At 58.2% G+C, this 20,132-nt stretch carries 17 protein-coding genes and 2 pseudogenes; 15 read left to right on the top strand and 4 right to left on the bottom strand.

From position 1 onward, the window contains the following. Positions 1–34: 34 nt before the first annotated feature. The 7 genes and pseudogenes from minD to ACIOWA_RS24105 form a co-directional block, all read left to right on the top strand. Positions 35–724 (top strand): annotated as a pseudogene (minD, locus tag ACIOWA_RS24135) (septum site-determining protein MinD); the annotation flags it as partial. After that, complete coding sequence (gene minE / locus ACIOWA_RS24130; RefSeq protein ID WP_007940845.1) at positions 724–978, top strand: cell division topological specificity factor MinE; 255 nt, start codon at positions 724–726, stop codon at positions 976–978. The pseudogene minD and the gene minE, both read left to right, overlap by 1 nt. A 91-nt stretch (positions 979–1,069) precedes the next feature. After that, positions 1,070–1,705, top strand: coding sequence for an RluA family pseudouridine synthase (locus tag ACIOWA_RS24125; RefSeq protein ID WP_007960625.1), 636 nt, complete (start codon positions 1,070–1,072; stop codon positions 1,703–1,705). A gap of 49 nt (positions 1,706–1,754) precedes the next feature. Then, positions 1,755–2,855, top strand: a pseudogene (locus tag ACIOWA_RS24120) (hypothetical protein). Between the two features lie 178 nt (positions 2,856–3,033). Then, complete coding sequence (locus ACIOWA_RS24115; RefSeq protein ID WP_401162311.1) at positions 3,034–4,323, top strand: M18 family aminopeptidase; 1,290 nt, start codon at positions 3,034–3,036, stop codon at positions 4,321–4,323. A 196-nt stretch (positions 4,324–4,519) separates the two neighbouring features. Next, positions 4,520–4,696 carry a hypothetical protein gene (locus ACIOWA_RS24110; protein WP_339433950.1) on the top strand — a complete coding sequence of 59 codons (177 nt, stop codon included), beginning with the start codon at positions 4,520–4,522 and terminating at the stop codon, positions 4,694–4,696. A 77-nt stretch (positions 4,697–4,773) separates the two neighbouring features. After that, entirely contained in the window at positions 4,774–6,927 is a 2,154-nt protein-coding gene (locus tag ACIOWA_RS24105; protein WP_401162309.1) for a mechanosensitive ion channel family protein, read from the top strand. Between the two features lie 62 nt (positions 6,928–6,989). On the opposite strand, the gene ACIOWA_RS24100 is transcribed toward ACIOWA_RS24105, so the two are convergent. Then, positions 6,990–7,703 (bottom strand): UTRA domain-containing protein, encoded by a 714-nt coding sequence (locus ACIOWA_RS24100; protein WP_339433948.1) that lies wholly within the window; start codon positions 7,701–7,703, stop codon positions 6,990–6,992. A 351-nt stretch (positions 7,704–8,054) separates the two neighbouring features. Between ACIOWA_RS24100 and ACIOWA_RS24095 the strand changes: the two genes are divergently transcribed. From ACIOWA_RS24095 to ACIOWA_RS24070, 6 genes are all read left to right on the top strand, one after another. Beyond that, a complete protein-coding gene (locus ACIOWA_RS24095) occupies positions 8,055–9,122 on the top strand; it encodes an ABC transporter substrate-binding protein (protein ID WP_221734243.1) in 1,068 nt (355 codons plus the stop codon). A gap of 99 nt (positions 9,123–9,221) precedes the next feature. Further along, positions 9,222–10,028 (top strand): alkaline phosphatase family protein, encoded by an 807-nt coding sequence (locus ACIOWA_RS24090; RefSeq protein WP_401162307.1) that lies wholly within the window; start codon positions 9,222–9,224, stop codon positions 10,026–10,028. Between the two features lie 5 nt (positions 10,029–10,033). Beyond that, entirely contained in the window at positions 10,034–10,870 is an 837-nt protein-coding gene (locus ACIOWA_RS24085) for an ABC transporter permease subunit (RefSeq protein ID WP_339433966.1), read from the top strand. Continuing rightward, on the top strand, positions 10,857–11,657 hold the full coding sequence (locus tag ACIOWA_RS24080; protein WP_339433946.1) for an ABC transporter permease: 801 nt from the start codon (positions 10,857–10,859) through the stop codon (positions 11,655–11,657). Before ACIOWA_RS24085 ends, ACIOWA_RS24080 begins: the two co-directional genes overlap by 14 nt. After that, positions 11,654–12,643 (top strand): ABC transporter ATP-binding protein, encoded by a 990-nt coding sequence (locus ACIOWA_RS24075; protein ID WP_339466473.1) that lies wholly within the window; start codon positions 11,654–11,656, stop codon positions 12,641–12,643. The genes ACIOWA_RS24080 and ACIOWA_RS24075 overlap by 4 nt, the downstream gene beginning before the upstream one ends. A gap of 34 nt (positions 12,644–12,677) precedes the next feature. Continuing rightward, on the top strand, positions 12,678–13,331 hold the full coding sequence (locus ACIOWA_RS24070) for an HAD family hydrolase (protein WP_401162305.1): 654 nt from the start codon (positions 12,678–12,680) through the stop codon (positions 13,329–13,331). Between the two features lie 116 nt (positions 13,332–13,447). Here the strand turns inward: ACIOWA_RS24070 and ACIOWA_RS24065 are convergent, their stop codons facing one another. After that, the gene (locus ACIOWA_RS24065) at positions 13,448–14,410 is read right to left on the bottom strand and encodes a zinc-binding dehydrogenase (RefSeq protein ID WP_401162303.1); all 963 of its coding nucleotides are present in this window, start codon (positions 14,408–14,410) and stop codon (positions 13,448–13,450) included. 138 nt (positions 14,411–14,548) lie between these two features. Between ACIOWA_RS24065 and ACIOWA_RS24060 the strand changes: the two genes are divergently transcribed. Next, on the top strand, positions 14,549–16,633 hold the full coding sequence (locus ACIOWA_RS24060) for a carboxy terminal-processing peptidase (RefSeq protein WP_339433942.1): 2,085 nt from the start codon (positions 14,549–14,551) through the stop codon (positions 16,631–16,633). A gap of 133 nt (positions 16,634–16,766) precedes the next feature. After that, complete coding sequence (locus ACIOWA_RS24055; protein ID WP_401162301.1) at positions 16,767–18,557, top strand: bifunctional diguanylate cyclase/phosphodiesterase; 1,791 nt, start codon at positions 16,767–16,769, stop codon at positions 18,555–18,557. Positions 18,558–18,642: 85 nt separating this feature from the next. Here ACIOWA_RS24055 and ACIOWA_RS24050 read toward each other — a convergent pair whose 3' ends face one another. Both ACIOWA_RS24050 and ACIOWA_RS24045 read right to left on the bottom strand, forming a co-directional pair. After that, positions 18,643–19,059: a hypothetical protein gene (locus ACIOWA_RS24050; protein ID WP_339538414.1), complete on the bottom strand. Its 417-nt coding sequence runs from the start codon at positions 19,057–19,059 to the stop codon at positions 18,643–18,645. A gap of 10 nt (positions 19,060–19,069) precedes the next feature. Continuing rightward, positions 19,070–20,132: RHS repeat domain-containing protein (locus ACIOWA_RS24045; protein WP_401162299.1), on the bottom strand; the 1,063-nt coding region annotated here is incomplete at its 5' end.

Here is a 20,132-nt window from a genome sequence, read left to right as displayed (position 1 = left end):
CTTCCGTTCTCTTTGACGAAGTAATACACCCCGCGGCGCTCGTAACCTTGACCTGATCATGGGTTGCGAGCGCCGCGTGGTGTATGACTTCGTCAACGTGGTCAACGGCGAAGCCAACCTGCAACAGGCTCTGATCAAAGACAAACGTCTGGAAAACCTCTACGTACTGGCCGCCAGTCAGACCCGCGACAAAGACGCGCTGACTGTCGAAGGCGTGGAAAAAGTCCTGATGGAGCTCAAGGAACAATTCGAGTTCGTGGTCTGCGACTCCCCGGCGGGCATCGAGAAAGGCGCGCACCTGGCGATGTACTTCGCCGACGAAGCGATCGTCGTGACCAACCCGGAAGTGTCCTCGGTACGAGATTCGGACCGCATGCTCGGCCTGCTGGCCAGCAAATCGCGACGCGCCGAACGTGGCGAAGACCCGATCAAGGAACACCTGCTCATTACCCGCTATCACCCGGAGCGAGTTGAAAAGGGCGAAATGCTCGGCGTCGAAGACGTCAAGGAAATCCTCTCGGTCACCCTGCTCGGCGTGATCCCGGAATCCCAAGCGGTGCTCAAGGCATCCAACCAGGGTGTGCCGGTGATTCTCGACGACCAGAGCGATGCCGGTCAGGCCTATAGCGATACCGTCGACCGCCTGTTGGGCAAAGAAAAAGCCCACCGTTTCCTCGATGTCGAGAAGAAGGGATTCTTCGAGCGACTTTTTGGAGGTAGGTAATGAACCTTTTTGACTTCTTTCGTGCCAACAAAAAGCCAAGTACCGCCTCGGTAGCGAAAGAGCGTCTACAGATCATCGTGGCGCATGAGCGCGGCCAGCGCAGCACGCCGGACTACTTGCCAGCCTTGCAGAAAGAGCTGGTCGAAGTGATCCGCAAGTACGTCAACATCGGCTCTGATGACGTGCATGTAGCGCTGGAAAACCAGGGCAGTTGCTCGATTCTGGAACTCAACATCACCCTGCCTGATCGCTGAGTCGATCCAGCAGGAACGACGGCGGTTCAGGGCCATTCCGACAGTGGAATGGCCCTGAACCGCCGTTGGCATTTGTTACGAGGCTGTTTTAATGCCGTTGTCCAACATCCGCATCATCCATCAGGACGCCGCCGTACTGGTGGTCGACAAGCCAACCCTGCTGCTCTCGGTGCCCGGTCGCGCCGATGACAACAAGGACTGCCTGATTACCCGCCTGCAGGAAAACGGCTACCCGGAAGCGCGCATCGTCCATCGCCTGGATTGGGAAACGTCCGGCATCATTCTGCTGGCCCGTGACGCCGACACCCATCGCGAACTGTCGCGCCAGTTTCACGACCGCGAAACCGAAAAGGCCTACACCGCGTTGGCGTGGGGTCAACCGGAACTGGACAGTGGCAGCATCGACCTGCCGCTGCGCTACGACCCGCCGACCAAGCCGCGTCATGTGGTCGACCACGAATTCGGCAAACATGCGCTGACCTTCTGGCGCGTTTTGGAACGTTGCGGCGACTGGTGTCGCGTCGAACTGACGCCAATCACCGGCCGCTCGCACCAATTGCGCGTACACATGCTGTCCATCGGTCACCCGCTGCTCGGTGATGGCCTCTACGCACATGAGCAAGCCCTGGCCGCCTGGCCACGCCTGTGCCTGCACGCCAGCATGCTCAGCTTCACCCATCCGCAAACGGGCGAACGTCTGCGCTTCGAGTGCCCGGCACCGTTCTAAGTACTGTTTGAGTACCAGTGCTGTAGTTAAGACAAGGATTTAGTTTCGAATGAATTGCATTGATCCCTTGGTGCCTTCCCTCAGAAAAGTTCGCCACCAACTGCTTTACCTGGTCTATGGCAATCAGGATGTGTACCGACGCGAAGCCAAGTTCAGCATCCTGACCGCGCTGTCCCATGCCAAAAACGGCGAGCGTCCAGCCATCAGGATTCTGACCGATCGGCCCGAAGACTACGCCGACTGACCGGTCGACACCGTGCTGCTGGACGAGGCGACACAGACCCGCTGGCAAGGCACTCACGGCTATCACCACCGACGCAAAGCCTGCGCCATCGCCGCCGGTATGCAGTGGGCGCAAAAGACCCTGTTCGTCGACACCGACACGCTGTTCACCAGCCACCCGAGCCGCCTGTTCAAATTCATCGAGCCGAGTCGTTCGGTGATGGATCGCTTCGAATACGACTGGAAAGATGTGCACCAGCGCACCGCCTATCAAAAACTGGGCCGAGACTTACGCAGCCACGGAGTGACGCCGGACAACGGTTTCAAACTCTACAACAGTGGTTTGTGTGGCGTGACCTGTAGTGATTCGGCGCTGTTCGAAGAGTCGATCCGCCTGATCGATGAATGGACCCGCGATGGCTTCGAAATCCACACCATCGAACAGATCGCCCTGTCGTATGCCATGCGTGGCCGTCAGGTGGTGGAGGCGCGCCAACACGTTTATCACTACTTCGCTGAAAAACGCTTCTTCCATGGGATGCATGCGTACTTCTTCTCTCAACATGGTGAACAGTTCAGCCAACGCCTGGTGGATCTGTGTACGGATGTGCCGAGCGTCAAACCGTTTCCGTCCGCTTGGCAGCGCTTTAAAATCAAATGGAGACTGCGCCACCTCAAAGGCCCTCTGCGCAAGGTCGGCCGCGACCTGCTGTATGGCAGCGCCATACCCGAGGATCAGTATTACAGCGCATGCCGACACGAATGGTGGGAATGTGCCTCGCGGGAAATACTGCGTTGGGACGAAAGCCGTCAGAAAAAACTGCTGAGCCACAACCGCTGGCCGCAAGAGCTGCCGCGTCCGAATAAACCGGAAGACGAAAAAATCATCATGAGCCACCTGAAAAACAGCCTGGCCGCCGCCCGGTGAACCCTACCTTCCCCTTGTGAGAGCAAGCTTGCTCGCGACAGCAGTGTGTCTGTCGAATCGACGTCGACTGACCTGACGCTTTTGCAAGCAGGCTTACTCCCCCGGGTATCGATTTCAGTCCGCGCCAATTCCCGAGCCGATGCGTTAAACTCCCGCCCACTGCTGTCTGGAGTTTCTTATGCGCGAAGAGTTGAACCAAGGCCTGATCGACTTTCTCAAGGCCTCCCCTACCCCGTTCCACGCCACTGCCAGCCTTGTCCAACGTCTGGAGGCCGCCGGTTTTGTGCGCCTCGACGAGCGCGAGCCATGGACCACCGAAGCCAACGGTCGCTATTACGTCACCCGTAATGACTCCTCGATCGTCGCGATCAAAATGGGCCGCCACTCGCCTTTGCATGGCGGTATCCGTCTGGTCGGCGCGCACACCGACAGCCCATGCCTGCGGGTCAAGCCGCAACCGGAACTACAGCGCCAGGGTTTCTGGCAACTGGGTGTCGAAGTCTACGGCGGCGCCCTGCTCGCCCCGTGGTTCGACCGTGACCTGTCGCTGGCCGGCCGCGTGACCTTCCGCCGCGACGGCAAGGTCGAAAGCCAGCTGATCGACTTCAAAGCACCGATCGCGATCATTCCCAACCTGGCCATTCACCTCAACCGCGAAGCCAATCAAGGCTGGGCGATCAATGCCCAGACCGAATTGCCGCCGATCCTCGCGCAGTTTGCCGGTGACGAGCGTGTCGACTTCCGCGCCGTGCTGACCGATCAACTGACCCGCGAACATGGTCTGAATGCCGATGTGGTGCTCGATTACGAGCTGAGCTTCTACGACACACAAAGCGCTGCGGTGATTGGCCTCAATGGTGATTTCATTGCCGGCGCCCGCCTGGACAACCTGTTGTCGTGCTACGCCGGCCTGCAAGCCTTGCTGACTACCGAAACCGACGAAACCTGCGTGCTGGTGTGCAACGACCACGAAGAAGTCGGCTCCTGCTCGGCGTGCGGCGCCGATGGCCCGATGCTGGAACAGACCCTGCGCCGTCTGTTGCCAGAAGGTGACGAGTTCGTTCGCACCATTCAGAAATCCCTGCTGGTCTCGGCCGATAATGCCCACGGCGTACACCCCAACTATGCCGACAAGCACGACGCCAACCATGGCCCGAAACTCAACGCCGGCCCGGTGATCAAGGTCAACAGCAACCAGCGCTACGCCACCAACAGCGAAACCGCCGGGTTCTTCCGCCATCTGTGCATGGCCGAAGAAGTACCGGTGCAAAGCTTCGTGGTGCGCAGTGACATGGGCTGTGGCTCGACTATCGGCCCGATCACCGCCAGCCACCTGGGCGTACGCACGGTCGATATCGGCCTGCCGACCTTCGCCATGCACTCGATCCGCGAACTGTGCGGCAGCCACGACCTGGCGCACCTGGTCAAAGTGCTGAGCGCGTTCTACGCCTGCCGCGAATTGCCATAACAGCGTTAAAAGCTTCGCGAGCAAGCCCGCTCCCACACTGGAATGCATTTCAAATGTGGGAGCGGGCTTGCTCGCGAAAGCGCCAGTTCGGGGAATACCGACTTTTCATTGCTGCGACTCAATTCTGACTCACATCACCCCGACTCAAACAAAACCGACCTAGACTTGAATCATCCCCTCCGACAAGGCAGTCACCATGATCTCAATGTCCTCCTTCCACGCCATGCTCATTCCCATCCTGTGCGCAATGATTCTGCTGGCCGTCGGCTTCAACTTCCGCGACAAGAACATGGGTGTGTTCGCGATGTGGGTCGGCATGCTGATGATCCTCGCCACCGTGGTTTACAAGATCCTCGCCAAACTCAACGAATAAATCCGCGTCCGGCTCGCATTGAGTAATGCGCCCTCGTACACTCCAGCGAATCCGCCCCTTGCGAGGTTGACCGCCTAGTGTTCGCTCGTCTTTTTGCTTTGCCCAGTCTGTTCTTCATTTGCCTGATGACGCTACTGCCCATGGCACCGGCGCAAGCGGTCGGTCTGCCGGGCCTGCTCAACACCACCAAGGCCCAACCCGAAGCTCAGGAACCGCTCGACCAGTCGCTGGACGAAGTCATCAGGTCGCTGGAAAACGACAAGCAACGTGCGCAGTTGCTGAGCGATTTGAAGAAATTGCGCGATGCCACGAAAAAAGCCCAAGCCTCTCCCGAAGAAGGCGTACTCGGGTTGATCGGCGGCACGCTGGCCAATTTCGAGAAGCAGTTTTCCGGTGCCGACAGCCCGATCAACCGCTGGTCCAACGAGTTCGATCTGGCCAAGGATGAGCTCAAAGCCCTGATGCTGCCGGCCAGTGAATGGCTGCCGATCATCTTCGGCTTCGCCGTGATTCTGATGCTCTGGAGTCTGCTCGCCGCCGCGCTGATCTGGCTCGGTCATCGGGTACGCATGCGTTTCGGTCTCACCGAAGAACTGCCACAGCATCCCAAGGCCCTCGACATGCTGCGCTTCGCACTGCGCAAACTCGGGCCATGGCTGATTGCATTGGTCATTACCGTCTACATGAGCTACGCCCTGCCATCGTCACTGGGCAAAAGTCTGGCGATGGTGTTGGCCTATGCGCTGGTGGTCGGCACCTGTTTCTCGGCGATCTGCGTGATCGCTTTTTCCGTGCTCGACGGTCCGCACCGTCATCGCGCGTTGTACATCCTGCGCCATCAGGCGTTTCGCCCACTGTGGCTGATCGGCAGCTTCGCCGCCTTCGGCGAAGCGCTGAACGATCCGCGCCTGATCGAGAGTCTCGGCGTGCATCTTGCGCATACCGCTGCAACGGTTACCAATGTCCTTGCGGCACTCTCTACCGGGTTATTCATCCTGCGTTTCCGCCGGCCGATCGCGCACCTGATTCGCAACCAACCGCTGTCACGCCGCCTGACCCGCCGCGCCCTGAGCGACACCATCGAAATCCTCGGTACCTTCTGGTACGTGCCAGCACTGGTGCTGGTCGGCATCTCGCTGTTCGCCACTTTCGTCTCCGCCGGTGACACCAGTACCGCGCTGCGCCAGTCGCTGCTCTGCACCGTGCTGTTGGTGTTGTGCATGGTCATCAACGGGCTGGTGCGCCGCCATTCGCTCAAACCCCCACGCGGGCCGAAACGCCATGCGTTGTATTCCGATCGCTTGAAGAGCTTTTTCTACACCCTCGCCCACCTGCTCGTGTGGCTGGTGTTCATTGAGCTGGGGCTGCGCGTCTGGGGCATGTCGCTGATCGGTTTCACCGAGGGCGAAGGTCACGATATCAGCGTCAAACTGTTCAGCCTGATCGGCACGCTGATCTTCGCCTGGCTGATCTGGATACTCAGCGACACCGCCGTGCACCACGCCCTCACGCGCTCGCGCAAAGGTCTGGCCAACGCACGCGCGCAAACCATGATGCCGCTGATCCGCAACGTCCTGTTCATCACGATTTTCATCATTGCGCTGATCGTCGCCCTGGCGAACATGGGCATGAACGTCACGCCACTGCTGGCCGGTGCCGGTGTGATCGGTCTGGCCATCGGTTTCGGTGCACAGTCGCTGGTGGCAGATTTGATCACCGGCCTGTTCATCATCATCGAAGACTCCCTGGCCATCGATGATTACGTGGATGTCGGCGGTCACCTCGGCACCGTCGAAGGCCTGACCATCCGCACCGTGCGCCTGCGTGACATTGACGGCATCGTCCACACCATCCCGTTCAGCGAAATCAAAAGCATCAAGAACTATTCGCGGGAATTCGGCTACGCGATCTTCCGCGTGGCAGTGCCGTACAACATGGAAATCGACGACGCGATCAAGCTGATGCGCGAAGTCGGCCAGAAAATGCGCACCGACCCGCTGCAACGCCGCAACATCTGGTCGCCACTGGAAATTCAAGGTGTGGAAAGTTTCGAATCCGGCAGCGCGATTCTGCGCGCCCGCTTCAAGACCGCGCCGATCAAACAGTGGGAAGTTTCCCGAGCCTTCAACCTGTCGCTCAAGCGACATCTGGATGAGGCAGGACTGGATCTGGCGACGCCGCGGATGAGCGTGCAAGTGATCACTGCCGGCGGTGGTCAGCCGAAGGAATAGCGCTTAAGCAGCGGATATTCACCCCATCAACAAGAACCTGATCGGCCCAGAGGCCGCCAAGATCAAACCACATCAACACCGACGTGAATCGCATCATGGCGCCAAAACTCCAGATCACAATCAATCAAGCGCTCATGCTGGTCATAATTGACCCGAGCAATCCGCAGCCCCGGGCTCCCCACCGACACCTTCAAAGCCGCCGCCGCATCAACAGACAACGACGTAGGCACAATCTCGAAGCGCACCCGTCCATAGTGCAAATCGTAATGCCGCGCATACAACTCGGTAATCGACTGATTCAAATCGAACTCAAGGATTCCCGGAAAAAACCGCGGGTTCAAATAGTGCTCCACATAAAGCACCAACCGCCCATCAATGCGCCGCGACCGGCAAATCTGAATCACGCTCGACAGCGCCGGTAACTGCAACCACGCACATACCGCCGCCGACGCCGGCTGCAGTCGTGCCGAAATCACCTCGGTCGACGGCACCCGCCCCTGCGCACTGACCATCGCGTGAAAGTGGCTGCGCTGCATCAGGTTGTACGCCAGACGCGGCGGCGAGACGAACCAGCCACGCCGCTCCTCACGATAAATCTGCCCCTGCGCCTCCAATTGCAACAAGGCCTCACGCACCGTAATGCGGGTCGTGCCGAACAACTCACTAAGCTTGCGCTCGGCCGGCAACTTGCTGCCGGGAGCCAACAGCCCGTGGTCGAGCTGCTCCTGCAGGATTTGCCCAATGGCTGTCACCGCTTTTGTTGCCTCATCGCGCATCAACGTTACCTATCTGGACTAGACCAGCACTGTTTCGGGGCAAAACCGAACGGCCAATGAACCGTTTGAGTGTGTAGCAAGCCTAGGCAGTGCAGATGACCGAGAGATGACAAAACTGCCCAGCGGTCGCTCTCACGACTTGCAATACACCGGCCAGTTTCCCTGCCCTGCGGGGCTTTGAGCATGGTCTACGCTTACTTGGCACTCGCCGATCCAGGGCAAATAAAGGGTCTTGCGCAAGGCCATCGACATCAAAGTGTCATCCAGCACCCTTAAATTGGCTCAGGTATTGCTGACCTAGACCAACACAAACCGCAATCGCAGCGTTGAACACGACCAAGGAGCTTCGTAATGAAACAGCTTTTCCTGGCAACACTGTTAGGCTCGACCATCGCAATGTGTACAGCCGCCATGGCGGCCGACACCGACCTGAAAACCCTCGAAGCCGCTGCGAAAGCGGAAGGCGCCGTCAACAGCGTCGGCATGCCCGATGACTGGGCCAACTGGAAAGGCACCTGGGAAGACCTGGCCAAGACCTACGGTCTGAAACACATCGACACCGACATGAGCTCGGCCCAGGAAATCGCCAAATTCGCCGCCGAGAAAGACAACGCCAGCGCTGACATCGGCGACGTCGGTGCTGCCTTCGGCCCGATCGCGGTCAAGCAAGGCGTAGTGCAACCTTACAAGCCAAGCACCTGGGATCAAGTGCCTGCATGGGCCAAGGACAAGGACGGCAACTGGGCACTGGCCTACACCGGCACCATCGCGTTTATCGTCAACAAGAAGTTGCTGCACGGCTCCGAAGTGCCGACCAAATGGGCTGACCTCAAGGGCGGCAAATACAAGGTGTCCATCGGCGACGTGAGCACCGCTGCACAAGCGGCCAACGGTGTACTGGCTGCGGCACTGGCCAACGGCGGCGACGAGAAAAACATCCAGCCTGCCCTGCTGATGTTCGCAGACATCGCCAAGCAAGGTCGTTTGTCGATGGCCAACCCGACCATCGCCACCATGGAAAAAGGCGAAATCGAAGTCGGTGTGGTCTGGGACTTCAACGGCCTGAGCTACAAGGCCAAGATGGCCAACCCGGATGACTACGTGGTGCTGATCCCGTCTGACGGCTCGGTGATTTCCGGCTACACCACGATCATCAACAAGTACGCGAAAAACCCGAACGCCGCCAAGCTGACCCGCGAATACATTTTCAGCGACGCCGGCCAGACCAACCTCGCTCGCGGCAACGCCCGTCCGATCCGCGCCGAACACCTGCAACTGCCCGAAGACGTGAAAGCCAAACTGCTGCCGAACGAGCAGTACAAAAACGTCACCCCGATCAAAGACGCCGATGCGTGGGAAAAAACCTCCAAATCCCTGCCGCAGAAGTGGAACGAAGAAGTCATCGTAGAGATGAAATAACCCTGAAGCTCACCACAGCTGGACCCACCAGGGATCCAGCTGTGGGAGTGGATCGAGTTGATTGAGAGTTTTGGAAAATTTCGCGGAGTTTTTGCCCCTATGAAGCACAACGTCATCCTTGTCGTGCTCGACGGTCTCAACTACGAGGTCGCACGTCACGCCATGGGGCATCTGCAAGCTTACGTTGGCGCAGGACGCGCCGCGCTCTACCAGTTGGAGTGCGAGTTGCCGGCCCTGTCCCGACCGCTTTATGAATGCATCCTCACCGGCGTGCCGCCCATCGACAGCGGCATCGTCCATAACAACGTCTCGCGCCTGTCCAATCAGCGCAGCATCTATCACTATGCTCGCGACGCCGGCCTGAAAACCGCCGCCGCGGCCTATCACTGGGTCAGTGAGCTGTACAACCGCTCGCCGTTCGAGGCCGCCCGTGACCGTCACACAGACGATCCATCGCTGCCGATCCAGCATGGGCATTTCTACTGGAACGATCACTACCCGGATTCGCACCTGTTCGCCGACGCCGAAAACCTGCGCCTGCGCCACGCGCCGAACTTCCTGTTGATCCATCCGATGAACATTGACGACGCCGGCCACAAGCACGGCCTCGACACCCCGCAATACCGCAACAGCGCGCGCTCGGCGGACATCATCCTCGCCGATTATCTGCAGGCTTGGCTCGATGCCGGTTATCAAGTGCTGGTGACCGCCGACCACGGCATGAACAACGATCGCTCGCACAACGGTTTGCTCCCGGAAGAACGCCAAGTGCCGCTGTTCGTCCTCGGCGACGCCTTCAGCCTCAACGCTGCCGCTGCGCCAAAGCAGACCGACATTTGCGGCACCGTCTGCGAACTGCTCGGCGTGCCCCACGACAAAGCCGTCTGCCGGGAGTTACTCAAGTGAACGCGATGAATCGTGGTAAATGGCTGGCTGCGCTGTGCCTGGTGCCTTTCGCAGTGTTCTTCATCGTGTTCGAAATCGCCCCGCTGGTCTGGGTGATGATCAACAGTCTGCAATCGGAAGAGTTTGGTTGGGGCCTGGAAAACTTCACCAAAATCTTCAGTTCGAAGTTCTATCGACAGGCGATCCAGTACAGCCTTGAGATCAGTTTCTGGTCGAGCGTATTCGGCATCATCATCGCCGTGCTCGGAGCGTACTCCCTGCGCCAGGTCGACTCGAAACTGCGCAATTTCGTCAATGCCTTTGCCAACATGACCAGCAACTTTGCCGGCGTGCCTCTGGCCTTCGCGTTCATCATCCTGCTCGGTTTCAACGGCAGCATCACCCTGATGTTGAAGCAGACCGGAATCATTCAAGACTTCAACCTGTACTCGAAAACCGGGCTGATCATCCTGTACACCTACTTCCAGATTCCTCTCGGTGTACTGCTGCTCTACCCAGCCTTCGACGCCTTGCGTGAAGACTGGCGCGAGTCGGCTTCGCTGCTGGGCGCCAACGGCTGGCAGTTCTGGCGACACATCGGTCTGCCGGTGCTGACCCCGGCGCTGCTTGGCACGTTCGTGATCCTGCTGGCCAATGCCCTTGGCGCCTACGCCACGGTTTACGCCCTGACCACCGGTAACTTCAACGTGCTGCCGATCCGCATCGCGGCGATGGTCTCCGGCGATATTTCGCTCGATCCCAATCTGGCCAGTGCGCTGGCCGTGGTGCTGATAGCGCTGATGACCATCGTCACCGTCGTGCATCAACTGCTGCTGAAGAGGAGCTACCATGTCTCGCGCTGAATCCGGCCCGGCCGGTCTCTACCACCGCGTCGTGGTCTACCTGTTGTTTGCCATTCTGTTGCTGCCGCTCGCCGGAACGCTGGTCTACTCGATCGCCAGCAGTTGGTCGGCGACGATCCTGCCCAGCGGTTTCACCTTCAAGTGGTACATCCAGTTGTGGAGCGATCCGCGTTTCCTGCACGCGTTCGGTCAATCATTGCTGGTGTGTGTCGGCGCGCTGGTGCTGTCGGTGGTGCTGATTCTGCCGCTGCTGTTTGTGGTGCATTACCACTTTCCGAAACTCGATGCCCTGATGAACATCCTGATCCTGCTGCCCTTCGCGGTGCCTCCCGTGGTGTCCTCGGTCGGCTTGTTGCAGTTGTACGGTTCCGGGCCGATGGCGATGGTCGGCACGCCCTGGATTCTGATCGGTTGCTACTTCACCGTGGCACTGCCGTTCATGTACCGGGCGATTACCAACAACCTGCAAGCGATCAACCTGCGCGACCTGATGGACGCCGCACAACTGCTCGGTGCAAGCACCTTTCAGGCGGCGTTTCTGGTGGTGCTGCCCAATCTGCGTAAAGGGCTGATGGTGGCCTTGTTGCTGTCGTTCTCGTTCCTGTTCGGCGAGTTCGTGTTCGCCAACATCCTCGTCGGCACGCGCTACGAAACCCTGCAGGTTTACCTCAACAACATGCGCAACAGCAGCGGCCACTTCACCAGTGCGCTGGTCATCTCGTATTTCTTTTTCGTGCTGGTCCTGACCTGGATCGCCAACATTTTGAACAAGGACAAAAGCCAATGAGCTATGTCAGCGTCCAACATCTGCAGAAAAACTATTCTGGCACCACGGTTTTCAGCGACATCAACTGCGAAATCAACAAGGGCGAATTCGTCACCCTGCTCGGCCCGTCCGGTTGCGGCAAATCCACGCTGCTGCGTTGCATCGCCGGCCTGACGCCGGTCGATGCCGGCAAGATCCTGCTCGATGGCGTCGATATCGTGCCGCTGAGCCCACAGAAACGCGGAATCGGCATGGTGTTTCAAAGCTACGCGCTGTTCCCCAACATGACCGTGGAACAAAACGTCGCTTTTGGTTTGCGCATGCAAAAGGTCAATGCCGACGACAGCCACAAGCGCGTCACCGAAGTGTTGAAACTTGTTGAGTTGAACGACTTTGCCCGCCGCTATCCGCATCAATTGTCCGGAGGCCAATGTCAGCGTGTCGCCCTCGCCCGCTCGCTGGTCACTCGCCCGCGCCTGTTGCTGCTGGATGAACCGCTGTCAGCCCTTGATGCGCGCATTCGCAAACACCTGCGCGAACAGATCCGTCAGATCCAGCGCGAACTCGGCCTGACCACGATCTTCGTCACCCACGATCAGGAAGAAGCCCTGACCATGTCTGACCGGATTTTCCTGATGAACCAGGGGAAAATCGTCCAGAGCGGCGACGCCGAAACCCTGTACACCGCGCCGGTCGATCTGTTCGCCGCCGGCTTCATCGGCAACTACAATCTGCTCGATGCTGACAGCGCCTCGAAACTGCTGCAACGGCCGATCCACCACCGCATCGCGATTCGCCCGGAAGCCATCGAACTGAGCCTCAATGGCGAACTCGACGCACAGATCCGCAGCCACAGCCTGCTCGGCAATGTCATCCGTTATCGGATCGAAGCCCGTGGCGTCGAACTGGTGGTGGATGTACTCAACCGCTCGGCGGCCGATCTGCACCCGGACGGTCAGCGTCTGGCGCTTTCCATCGATCCGACGGCCCTGTGTGAGGTAGCCTGATGACTTTGCTGAAGTTGAAGAGAGAACTGCACTGATGGCCCTGGCAATTTTTGATCTGGACGAAACCCTGATCCACGGCGACTGCGCCATCCTCTGGAGTGAGCAGATGGGCCGTTTGGGCTGGGTCGATCCCGAGTCGTTCATGCGCAAGAACAACGAACTGATGGACGCCTACAGCCATGGCAAACTGCGCATGGAAGACTATATGGCGTTCAGCCTGGAGCCGTTGATCGGCCGTTCGCCGGAAGAAGTCGAACATCTGGTTGGCCCGTGGGTGGAAGACTTCATCGAGCCGATCATTTTCAGTGACGCCACCAAAACCATCGCCGCCCATCGCAAAGCGGGCGACCGGATTCTGGTGATCTCGGCGTCGGGCACCCATCTGGTCAAACCGATTGCCGATCGACTGGGCATCGACGAGATTCTAGGCATCGAACTGGACCTGGCGCACGGCGTGTACAGCGGCCAGACTGTCGGCACCCTGACCTACCGCGAAGGCAAGATCACCCGCCTGCTGGAATGGCTGGATGCTGAGGAAGAGAACCTGGAAGGTGCGAGTTTTTATTCCGACTCACGCAATGATCTGCCGTTGTTGCTGAAGGTGGATTTCCCGCATGTGGTCAATCCGGATCCGGTGTTGCTTGAACACGCCGAAAAGGCCGGCTGGCCAATTCATCTCTGGAAGTAAACATAGATCCAAATGTGGGAGCGGTCTTGCTCGCCAAGGCGGTGGATCAGTCAATAATCTATCGACCGACACTGCGCTTTCGCGAGCAAGCCCGCTCCCACAATGGTTGTGTGGTGTCAGCTCAGACTTTCATCAATCACCAACACCACCTTCCCCGCCACGGTATTGCTCGCCAGCTCGGCAAACGCCGCCTCGGCATCCTTGATCGGGAAGGCCTTGGCCAACTGCGGGCTCAACCGCCCTTCAGCGAACAATGGCCATACATGCTGGCTCAGGTCACTGAACAGATCGGCCTTGAACTGATCGTCACGACTGCGCAATGTCGAGCCCAGCAGTTGCACGCGTTTGGCCAACACCTGCGCCAGGTCCAGTTTCGCCTCACGGCCGCCCATCAAACCGATCAACACCCAACGCCCATCCAATGCCATCAACTTGAGATTCAGCGCAGAGTAATTGCCGCCCACCGGATCGAGGATCACATCGAACGGACCGAAGTCGCGCAGGCTTTCCAGATCATCGGTACGCACCACCCCGCCCTGGGCCCCCAGCGCCTCACAGTAAGCCAAACGCTCGGTCGAGCCGACGCTGACCCAACATGGGTTGCCAAACGCCTTGCACAGCTGAATGGCGGCTGAACCAATTCCACTTGCCCCGGCGTGCAAGAGAACTTTCTCACCCGGTTTGAGCGCCGCAAGTTGAAACACATTCAACCAGACGGTTGCGTAAACCTCGGGCAATGCCGCGGCCTCGACCAGCGAAACACCCTCGGGTACCGGCAATACGTGACGCCCGTCGACCACCACCTCTTCGGCCATCGCGCCCCCAGCCAACAAGGCGCAGACACGATCACCGACCTGCCACGAACTGCCCGCACCGACCTCGCTGATGACCCCGGAGCACTCAAGACCCAGCACTCGGCTGGCCCCTGGCGGCGGCGGATAAAGCCCTGCCTTTTGCAATAAGTCGGCACGATTAAGGCCGGCTGCCGCCACTCGGATGCGAACTTGTCCTACATCGCACGTAGGACTCGCCTCTTCAACCCATACCACTTGACCTTCAACGCCTTGCAATGCCTTCACAGTGCCTCCATAGTGAGTCTGGACTGAGCCCGAAGCTGTAGCGCCGGGCTTTTTGCATTATGCGACCGGCTCTTGTAGATCCGGCGACTTCAAAGACGGCCTAATATGCGTTATCAATTGTCCCCGCGTCGAATCAGCATGAAGCATTTGCTCCCCAGCACCGCCCTCGCTCTTTTTATCGGTATCGGCCTGTTGCCGGTGTCGGGCAATACCTTCGCAGCCAACAGCTGGGACAAGTTGCAGCCTGATCGCGATGAGGTCATCGCCAGCCTGAACGTCGTCGAGTTGCTCAAGCGCCACCACTACAGCAAGCCGCCGCTGGACGACGCGCGCTCGGTGATCATCTACGAGAGCTATCTCAAGCTGCTGGACCCATCGCGCAGCTACTTCATGGCCAGCGACATCGCCGAATTCGACAAGTGGAAGACCCAGTTCGACGACTTCCTCAAAAGCGGCGACCTCAACGCCGGGTTCACCATCTACAAGCGCTATCTGGACCGCGTCAAGGCGCGTCTGGACTTCGCGCTTGCCGAGCTGAACAAAGGCGTCGACAAGATGGACTTCACCACCAAGGAAACCTTGCAGATCGATCGCAAGGACGCCCCTTGGCTCAAATCCACAGCAGAACTCGACGACCTGTGGCGCAAACGCGTCAAGGACGAAGTCCTGCGGATGAAGATCGCCGGCAAAGAGCCGAAGCAGATCCAGGAAACCCTGACCAAGCGCTACAAGAACCAGTTGGCGCGCCTGGACCAGACCCGTCCGGAAGACATCTTCCAGGCATACATCAACACCTTCGCCATGTCTTACGATCCGCACACCAACTATCTGTCGCCGGATAACGCGGAAAACTTCGACATCAACATGAGCCTGTCCCTCGAGGGCATTGGTGCAGTGTTGCAGAGCGACAACGATCAAGTGAAAGTCGTGCGCCTGGTGCCGGCAGGCCCTGCCGACAAGACCAAGCAAGTCGCACCGGCCGACAAAATCATCGGCGTTGCGCAGGGCAACAAAGAGATGGTCGACGTGGTCGGCTGGCGTCTGGACGAAGTGGTCAAACTGATCCGCGGCCCGAAAGGCACCGTGGTGCGCCTGGAAGTGATTCCGGCGAGCAATGCGCCGAACGACCAGACCACCAAGATCGTCTCGATCACCCGTGAAGCGGTGAAGCTCGAAGATCAGGCCGTGAAGAAGTCCATCCTCCATCTGAAACAGGACGGCAAGGACTACAAGCTTGGGGTCATCGAGATCCCGGCCTTCTACCTCGACTTCAAGGCGTTCCGTGCCGGTGATCCGGACTACAAGAGCACCACCCGCGACGTCAAGAAACTGCTGACCGAGTTGCAGAAAGACAAAGTTGACGGCGTGGTCATCGACCTGCGCAACAACGGCGGTGGCTCTCTGCAGGAAGCCACCGAGCTGACCAGCCTGTTCATCGACAAGGGCCCGACCGTACTCGTGCGTAACGCCGATGGCCGCGTCGACGTGCTTGAGGATGAAAACCCGGGTGCCTTCTACAAAGGCCCGATGGCGCTGCTGGTCAACCGCCTGTCCGCATCGGCTTCGGAGATCTTCGCTGGTGCCATGCAGGACTATCACCGCGCGCTGATCATCGGTGGCCAGACCTTCGGCAAAGGCACCGTGCAGACCATTCAGCCGCTCAACCACGGCGAACTGAAACTGACCCTGGCCAAGTTCTACCGGGTTTCCGGCCAGAGCACCCAGCATCAGGGCGTACTGCCGGACATCGACTACCCGTCGCTGATCGACACCAAGGAAATCGGCGAGAGTGCTCTGCCGGAAGCCATGCCATGGGACACCATCAAGGCAGCAATCAAACCGGCGGCCGATCCGTTCAAGCCCTACCTGGTGCGACTCAAGTCCGAGCATGATACCCGCTCTGCAAAAGACGCCGAGTTCGTGTTCATCCGCGACAAGCTGGCACTGGCACAGAAGCTGATGGAGGAGAAAACCGTCAGCCTCAACGAGACCGAGCGCCGCGCCCAGCATGCCGACATCGATGCCAAGCAACTGGTGATGGAGAACATCCGTCGCAAGGCCAAGGGCGAAGAACCGCTCAAAGAGCTGAAAAAAGAAGACGAAGACGCTCTCGCCGCAGCCGATCCGGACAAAGTCAAACCGGAAGACGACGCCTATCTGGCCGAGACCGGCCGGGTTCTGCTGGATTACCTGAAGCTGAGTAATCAGGTGGCGAAGAAGTAAGGTGATGGCAATTTAATGCTGACGATCCCCGGATCGTCATCAAACAGTCATCATTCTGTCGTGCAATAAAGGACTGGGAGCCACTCTCTTCACCGAGAACGCTCCCAGTCCTTTTTTATCGCCAGAGATCGCCATGACCACGACCGAACAGCTGAGTGCCTTGAGCTCGATCCTGACTCAAAGCGGTTTAAACAGCCTGTTCCAGCCGATCATCTGCCTTTCCGAGCGACGTATCCTTGGCTACGAAGCCCTCACCCGTGGTCCGTCCAACAGCCCTCTTCACTCACCTATCGCGTTGTTCGCAGTGGCGCGTCAGGCCGGTCGTCTAAGCGAACTGGAAATCGCCTGCCGACAAAGCGCTTGCCGTCGCTTCAACGAGCAGCAATTACCGGGCAAGCTGTTTCTCAATGTCTCGCCGGAGTCCTTGCTCGAAGCAGCGCATCAGCCAGGGCGGACACTGCAATTGCTGCAAGACTTCGGCATCCCGCCGAGTCAGGTGGTGATCGAACTCACTGAACAAACCCCGATCGATGACTTCCAGTTGCTGCAAACCGCTTTGCATCACTATCGGGCGATGGGGTTTTCGATTGCGCTGGATGACCTCGGTGCCGGGTATTCCAGCCTGCGTCTATGGTCGGAACTGCGTCCGGATTACGTGAAGATCGACCGGCACTTTATCGATGGCATTCATCAGGATGCGCTGAAGCGTGAGTTCGTCGGCTCGATCCTGCAAATCGCCAAAGCATCCCGGGCACAAGTCATCGCCGAAGGCATCGAACTGCCGGAAGAGCTGGCAGTGTTGACAGAGATGGGGGTCGATCTGGTGCAGGGTTACTTGCTGGGACGTCCACAGGAGCACCCGCCTCGAGATGCCCGCGCCTTGATGCCCAAGCACGACAGCAGCGCCGTCGCGCTGAACGACGAAGGCAGCGACCTCAGCGCCCTGCTCAACGACCAACCGGCCGTACCGCGCGACACACCCACCGCCACCGTGCTGGAAGCCTTCCGTCGCCAAGCCAACCTCAACTCACTGGCGGTACTCGACGAACAAGGCCAACCGTGCGGCATCGTCCATCGTCATTCCCTCTCGGATGCTCTGCTCAAACCGTTCGCCACCGACCTGTTCGCACGCAAACCCATCAGCCGACTGATGAACGACGACTTCCTGGCCGTGGAGATGAGCCAGTCGCTGCAACAGGTCAGCCGCCTGATCACCAGTCGTGCCCGTCAGCGCATCGAAGAAGACTTCATCATCATGCTCAACGGCAGCTACCTCGGCCTCGGCCGCGTGATCGACGTACTCAAACTGATCACCGAACTGAAAATCCAGCAAGCCCGCTACGCCAACCCGCTGACCCTGCTGCCCGGCAACGTGCCGATCCAGCAATGCCTGACGCGCCTGCTGCAACAGGGCCGCGAGTCGGTCATCTGCTACGTCGACATCGACAGCTTCAAACCCTTCAACGACATTTATGGCTATGGGCGCGGTGACGAAGTCCTGCTGTGTCTGGCGCAATGCCTAAACGAGCGCGTCGACCCGTCGCGCGACTTCGTCGGCCATATTGGCGGCGACGACTTCCTCCTGGTCCTTGGCCCCGAGGATTGGCGCAAACGCCTCAATCAACTGCTCGATGATTTCCAGAGCCAATGCCGGCGCTTCTATCGCCCCGAACACCTCGAAGCTGGCTGTTTCATCGCACCGAATCGCCAAGGGGTGCGGCAGGAGTTTCCGCTGTTGTCGCTGTCCATCGGCGTCGTGCATCTACACCCCGAAGCCTGCGCACAACTCGATGCTAGTCAACTCGCGGAAATGGCATCGCAGGCCAAGCATCATGCGAAGAATGTTCCGGGGTATAGCGTGCATGTGATTGATAGCCTCACTGCGTCCGATCTACATCCTCCACAACTAATCGGCCAACGCTAACTCCCAAACAACAAAAATCCCTGTGGGAGCGGGCTTGCTCGCGAAGAGGTCTGCCCAGACAATCAGGTTTAAGGCTCGTAAATAATCACCAAGTCGACTGATTCTCCGCCCTTGCCTTGTCTATATCTTCACTCCACTGTTCACTGGCTAATTTATATATATCTTCAAAAAATTCGCGCGGATCATTCACCATCATTTCACCCCATGCAACGCTGGTGTTTGAGTCGTAGTCATCCTCAAACTGCTCTGAAAAATTAAATCCGGGTGAGTTCAAAGCATCCTCAAGAACCTTCACCATCAAAAACTTATGTCTATATGTGAATCCGGGGAAATTCTTGAGAATAAACTCCTTTATTACCACCTCTCTATCGGAGTGTTTATTAGGATCATAGGCTGACAATAAAACCCCTAAAGTTTCTTCACGATCATATATCTCTATCCCTCCAAGCCAGTAAGATAGCTGAGGAACAAATGGAAAATCGAACTCTGGCCACTTCAACATAATGACTACCTTAATCTGGGAATGCTGTATAAGGCTTCTTAATATCTTTACTATCAAACCGTACTTCTGAGTAATTTAATTCATCAATATATTTTGGATTTTGTTTATCCTTTTTATTCGGCTTATATCCTCTACCACCATTTGGCATTTCCTTCCTTACAACTGGATCACCTGTCTTTGTAAATCCAGTAGGTGCTGGTGGCTTTCGACTCATTCGGGAAATAGCATCATTAATCGCATGAAGCTGAAGCAACCAGCTCTTAAATTGAGAGCTTGAATTAACACCTTCCTTCACTCCTTTTTTTGTCGGATGACTACCGTCAATGGATCTCTGCTTCAGCGCCTTGTCCGGTATCTCCGGGTTATGCTTCGCGACGGTATGCATTTTGTACTTTTTCTCCAGCTTCAAAACTTCACGCTTCGCATTTTCCTCCGCCAGTTCATCAATCCTCGCCCTCCGCTCCTGCGCTGTCATCTTCGGCAGCGCTGGCTCACCTTCATTGACCTTAGCTCCACTTACATCACCCGGCACCGTACAACCCGGCTTCTTCGGCGGCGGACAGTTTGAGCTCAACCCCAACGGATCCACCCACCCCGTCGGATTCGGCACATACCGATACTGATTCAACCCACCCACCAACTTCACCGGGTCCGGCGTCAGATACCTGCCCAGCCGTGGGTCGTAATACCGGTGCCGGTTGTAATGCAGCCCGCTTTCCCCATCGAAATACTGACCCTGAAACCGCAGCGGCTGGTCCAGGTAGTCCTCGCCAGCCAGGGTGATGGCGGCGACTTTGCCGTAGGCGTCGTATTGCGCCGACCAGACGATGTCGCCGCTGTAGTCGGTGAGTTCCTGCGGGGTGCCGAGGTGGTCGAGTTGGTAGTAGAACGGGCAGGCTTTTTTCGGGCCTTTGCCGTCCAGCAGCGCCAGCGGGCGGAAGGTGCCGGGTTCGTAGACGTAGCTGCGGTACTGGCTTGTGCTGCTTTCGGCGACGAGGTGGTCGCCCTGCCAGAAGAACTCGGTGGTTTCGCCGTCGACGGTTTTGCGGATGCGTCGACCGAAGGCGTCGTAT

Source organism: Pseudomonas sp. NPDC087614 (assembly GCF_044743485.1).
In the GTDB taxonomy this organism is placed as follows: Bacteria; Pseudomonadota; Gammaproteobacteria; order Pseudomonadales; family Pseudomonadaceae; genus Aquipseudomonas; species Aquipseudomonas baetica_A.
Note: the sequence above shows the minus strand (reverse complement) of the source record. Positions and strands in the feature narration are given on the sequence as shown.

What these genes read in the sequence shown, in the direction of transcription:
- ACIOWA_RS24050 (WP_339538414.1), bottom strand. Translation starts at nt 19,059, where the DNA reads ATGTTGAAGTGGCCAGAGTTCGATTTTCCATTTGTTCCTCAGCTATCT.
- ACIOWA_RS24125 (WP_007960625.1), top strand. Translation starts at nt 1,070, where the DNA reads ATGCCGTTGTCCAACATCCGCATCATCCATCAGGACGCCGCCGTACTG.
- ACIOWA_RS24110 (WP_339433950.1), top strand. Translation starts at nt 4,520, where the DNA reads ATGATCTCAATGTCCTCCTTCCACGCCATGCTCATTCCCATCCTGTGC.
- ACIOWA_RS24095 (WP_221734243.1), top strand. Translation starts at nt 8,055, where the DNA reads ATGAAACAGCTTTTCCTGGCAACACTGTTAGGCTCGACCATCGCAATG.
- ACIOWA_RS24115 (WP_401162311.1), top strand. Translation starts at nt 3,034, where the DNA reads ATGCGCGAAGAGTTGAACCAAGGCCTGATCGACTTTCTCAAGGCCTCC.
- ACIOWA_RS24055 (WP_401162301.1), top strand. Translation starts at nt 16,767, where the DNA reads ATGACCACGACCGAACAGCTGAGTGCCTTGAGCTCGATCCTGACTCAA.
- ACIOWA_RS24100 (WP_339433948.1), bottom strand. Translation starts at nt 7,703, where the DNA reads ATGCGCGATGAGGCAACAAAAGCGGTGACAGCCATTGGGCAAATCCTG.
- minE (WP_007940845.1), top strand. Translation starts at nt 724, where the DNA reads ATGAACCTTTTTGACTTCTTTCGTGCCAACAAAAAGCCAAGTACCGCC.
- ACIOWA_RS24060 (WP_339433942.1), top strand. Translation starts at nt 14,549, where the DNA reads ATGAAGCATTTGCTCCCCAGCACCGCCCTCGCTCTTTTTATCGGTATC.
- ACIOWA_RS24075 (WP_339466473.1), top strand. Translation starts at nt 11,654, where the DNA reads ATGAGCTATGTCAGCGTCCAACATCTGCAGAAAAACTATTCTGGCACC.
- ACIOWA_RS24090 (WP_401162307.1), top strand. Translation starts at nt 9,222, where the DNA reads ATGAAGCACAACGTCATCCTTGTCGTGCTCGACGGTCTCAACTACGAG.
- ACIOWA_RS24080 (WP_339433946.1), top strand. Translation starts at nt 10,857, where the DNA reads ATGTCTCGCGCTGAATCCGGCCCGGCCGGTCTCTACCACCGCGTCGTG.
- ACIOWA_RS24085 (WP_339433966.1), top strand. Translation starts at nt 10,034, where the DNA reads ATGAATCGTGGTAAATGGCTGGCTGCGCTGTGCCTGGTGCCTTTCGCA.
- ACIOWA_RS24070 (WP_401162305.1), top strand. Translation starts at nt 12,678, where the DNA reads ATGGCCCTGGCAATTTTTGATCTGGACGAAACCCTGATCCACGGCGAC.